Origin of the sequence: Methylophaga sp. UBA1464, from assembly GCF_002325665.1 — a bacterium.
Classification (GTDB): Bacteria; Pseudomonadota; Gammaproteobacteria; order Nitrosococcales; family Methylophagaceae; genus Methylophaga.
This window is the reverse complement of sequence record NZ_DCSO01000059.1, coordinates 10,993-14,642: the sequence shown is the minus strand read 5'-3', so window position 1 is coordinate 14,642 and position 3,650 is coordinate 10,993. Positions and strand designations below refer to the sequence as shown.

Below are 3,650 nucleotides of genomic sequence, written 5' to 3'. Positions count from 1 at the left end.
CGTATGAAAACTGTCGGCGGCCGTCGTGTTATTAATGCCCGTAGAGCCAAAGGCCGCGCAAAACTTTCTGTTTAATTCTCTCTGTTCGCAGAGGGTGCATGACTTGGCCACTTTCAGCCGAGCCATGAAAATGAATAGCCCGGGAGATTTTACCCGGGTTTTTCGTCAGGGAAAGCGCACCGGTGGCGGTGGCCTGACGATCCTGAGCGCTGAAAACTCAGTTGGGCATCCCCGACTGGGACTGGCCATCGCAAAGAAGCATCTTAAGCTGGCCAGTCAACGTAACCGGGTAAAGCGGATCATCCGGGAGTCTTTCCGGCAGCATCAATCTGCTTTAGCTAATATCGATATTGTGGTGTTATCACGACCTGACATAAGTCAACGGGATTCATCGCAGTTATGGGCAGCATTGGAGCGACATTGGTTAACCGTGGTGGCACAATGGCAAACATCCTAATCGCTTTTGTTCGCGCGTATCGCTTTTTATTAAGCCCGTTCATGGGCATGCACTGCCGTTTCCAACCTTCTTGCTCGCAATACATGATTGAAGCCATTCAGACCCATGGCTCACTGCGTGGCGTGTGGCTCGGTTTACGCCGACTTTCACGCTGTCATCCCTGGCACGCCGGTGGCGTGGATCCTGTTCCTGAACTAAAGATAAAAAAACACAATGGATAACCTCAGAACTCTGTTTATTTTTGGCCTGTTAATTGTTTCTCTGTTGTTGTGGGAAGCCTGGCAAAATGACTATGTGCGTCCTCAGCAAGTTGCCACGCAATCGAATGCTGCTGAGCCATCTACTGCCGCAGACCAACAGGATGACTTACCTGAATTGCCTGCCGCGGTTTCTGCTGATGGCCTGCCTGCATTACCAGATAGTGATCCAGCCACGGCAAGTTCGACCAATCAGGTCAGGGTGAAAACTGATGTGATTGACGCGATGATTGATTTGCGTGGTGCGGACATACGCAAGCTAGCGTTGCTGAAATATCCTGTGGACGTAAATTTGCCGGATCAACCTGTGCAGTTCTTGAACGATGGTCGCAATAAATTCTTTGTCACCCAGTCCGGCTTACGTGCTGAAGGTCCTGCGCCAACGCATTACGAAAACTATACTGCAGAACAGAATGAATACACCTTATCGGATAATGCCGACAGTTTAAGCATTCCTTTACGTTGGGAATCGGATAATGGTCTGACAGTGATCAAGACTTATACTTTCAATCGTGACAGTTATCTGGTGAATGTCACTTATCAGATTGAAAACCGCACTGGTGAACGTTTTGCAGCATATCCTTACGCCCAATTTAATCGTAATGAAGCTGAGGACGATAGTTTCCTAATCTATACCTATACGGGTGCAGTGTTTTCCAGTGAAGGCAATGAATATGAAAAAGTTGATTTCGGGGATCTGAAAAAAAATGATTTTCGCCGTGATGTAAACGGTGGCTGGGCAGCGATGATCCAGCATTATTTTGTAGCAGCAATTATTCCTGAGAGCAAACCTCTGGAAATCAGCTTATATGGTAAATCGCTCAATAACACCAACTACACAGCAGGTATTCGTTTCCCCGTTGTGGTTGCCGAAGATGGCGAACAGGCTCAAACCGCTTACCAAATTTATCTGGGACCAAAAGAACACAAACGTTTAGAACAGATTGCTGAAAATCTGGATCTGACCGTTGATTATGGCATTCTGACCATTATCTCCAAGCCATTATTTATTGTCATGGAGTGGTTACATAAATTAACAGGCAACTGGGGCTGGTCCATCGTCTTGCTGACCATTCTGATTAAGCTGGCATTTTATAAATTGTCAGCAGCCAGTTATCGTTCTATGGCCTCGATGCGTAAATTGACGCCTAAGCTGGCCAGCCTGAAAGAGCGCTACGGTGATGACAAGCAGAAATTCAATCAGGCGATGATGGATCTGTATCGCACCGAGAAAATTAATCCTCTGGGTGGTTGTTTGCCGATCCTGGTGCAGATGCCAGTGTTTTTAGCGTTCTATTGGGTATTGGTAGAAAGTATTGAGTTACGTCAGGCAGACTTTATTTTCTGGTTGAACGATTTAACGGCGATTGATCCTTACTTTGTATTGCCGGTTTTATTTGGTCTGACCATGTGGTTCCAGCAAAAACTCAATCCTACGCCACAGGATCCGGCACAGGCGATGATGATGAAAGTATTCCCCATCGTATTTACCGTTTTCTTTGCCTTCTTTCCATCAGGCCTGGTGTTGTACTGGCTGGTCAACAATCTTCTTTCGATTGCCCAGCCATGGTATATCACTCGTAAAATGGGTGCGTTATAGACCTATCGTAGCTCAATACAGGCTGCGTTGTTTACGGCTAAAGTAAACACAATTCATTATGACTGAAATCTTCACCGATACTATCGTAGCCATAGCCACCGCGCCGGGCCGCGGTGGTGTTGGTGTAGTGCGTTTATCCGGACCGGATAGTGCTCAGATTGCCGAGCAAATCTGCGGCAAATTGACTCAGCCTCGCTTTGCTAAGTTTGCCCCTTTCCGTGCCGCTGATAAAGAGATTATCGATAGTGGTATTGCGCTGTATTTTGCTGCGCCAGCCTCTTTTACTGGTGAAGATGTGGTGGAGTTGCAAGGGCATGGCAGTCCACTGGTTATGGATCGGCTTTGTAAACGTGCGATTGAGCTGGGTGCCCGTATGGCACGTCCCGGCGAATTTTCCGAGCGGGCATTTCTCAATGGCAAGATGGATCTGGCACAGGCCGAAGCGGTAGCCGATTTAATCGAAAGCTCTACTGAACAAGCTGCCCGTAGTGCGATGAGATCCTTGCAGGGCGAGTTTTCCAACAAAGTAAATGCTTTCCTGCAGGAGCTGACTTATTTAAGGATGTTTGTCGAAGCCTCTATTGATTTTGCTGATGAAGAAATTGATTTTCTTGGCGAAGCCCAGGTGGATAAACAACTGCAGCAATTGCTTACCACTTTGGCGGGTATTCAAGGTAGCGCCCGACAAGGACGGCTATTGCGTGAAGGCATCAGCGTGGTTCTGGTTGGTCAGCCTAATGCCGGTAAATCCAGTTTGCATAATCGGCTGGCAGGTCATGATGCCGCTATCGTCACGGAGGTCGCGGGGACTACCCGTGATGTATTACGTGAGCAGATTCATATAGGTGGATTGCCGCTACGAATATCAGATACTGCCGGCCTGCATGATGCTACCGATGATATTGTTGAGCTGGAAGGCATTCGCCGCACGCAAAACGAATTGTTACAAGCCGATCATATTCTGCTTTTGATAGATGATAGGTTGGGTATGACCGAGCAGGATGAAAAAATCCTCTCTGCATTACCGGCAGAAAAATCCATAACGTTGATTCGTAATAAGATCGATCAAAGCGGCCATGTTGCTGAAATAACGAATGAAAACGACATGTCAGTGATCTATCTGTCAGCCAAAAATGGCGAAGGCATGGAATTATTGGTCCAGCACCTGTGTGAAGTCGTCGGTTTCCATCCTGAAGAAGAGGGGGTGTTTATGGCGCGTCGTCGACATCTGGATGCTTTGCAACGTGCGCAGCAAGCGATTGAAAGTGGTTATAACTGTCTTACCGGGATGGGCGCAGGTGAATTACTGGCTGAAGAGTTACGACTTGCACAGACG

The 3,650-nt window shown here is 47.6% G+C and carries 5 protein-coding genes; all 5 read left to right on the top strand.

What is annotated here, in order from left to right; translation table 11 throughout:
* The first annotated feature begins 3 nt into the window (after positions 1–3).
* Positions 4–75 (top strand): 50S ribosomal protein L34, encoded by a 72-nt coding sequence (locus tag B3O33_RS07365; protein ID WP_414673281.1) that lies wholly within the window; start codon positions 4–6, stop codon positions 73–75.
* Positions 76–124: 49 nt separating this feature from the next.
* Positions 125–457: a ribonuclease P protein component gene (rnpA, locus tag B3O33_RS07360; RefSeq protein WP_292361320.1), complete on the top strand. Its 333-nt coding sequence runs from the start codon at positions 125–127 to the stop codon at positions 455–457.
* Positions 400–678, top strand: a complete 279-nt coding sequence (gene yidD, locus B3O33_RS07355; RefSeq protein WP_414673280.1) for a membrane protein insertion efficiency factor YidD — start codon at positions 400–402, stop codon at positions 676–678. The genes rnpA and yidD overlap by 58 nt, the downstream gene beginning before the upstream one ends.
* Complete coding sequence (gene yidC, locus B3O33_RS07350; RefSeq protein WP_292363300.1) at positions 671–2,314, top strand: membrane protein insertase YidC; 1,644 nt, start codon at positions 671–673, stop codon at positions 2,312–2,314. Before yidD ends, yidC begins: the two co-directional genes overlap by 8 nt.
* 58 nt (positions 2,315–2,372) lie before the next feature.
* Positions 2,373–3,650 (top strand): tRNA uridine-5-carboxymethylaminomethyl(34) synthesis GTPase MnmE (gene mnmE, locus B3O33_RS07345; protein WP_292363299.1); only part of this gene is annotated, 1,278 nt, incomplete at its 3' end.

Excerpts from the sequence above, each read along its gene's own strand:
- rnpA (WP_292361320.1), top strand. The coding sequence starts at position 125 with ATGAAAATGAATAGCCCGGGAGATTTTACCCGGGTTTTTCGTCAGGGA.
- yidC (WP_292363300.1), top strand. The coding sequence starts at position 671 with ATGGATAACCTCAGAACTCTGTTTATTTTTGGCCTGTTAATTGTTTCT.
- yidD (WP_414673280.1), top strand. The coding sequence starts at position 400 with ATGGGCAGCATTGGAGCGACATTGGTTAACCGTGGTGGCACAATGGCA.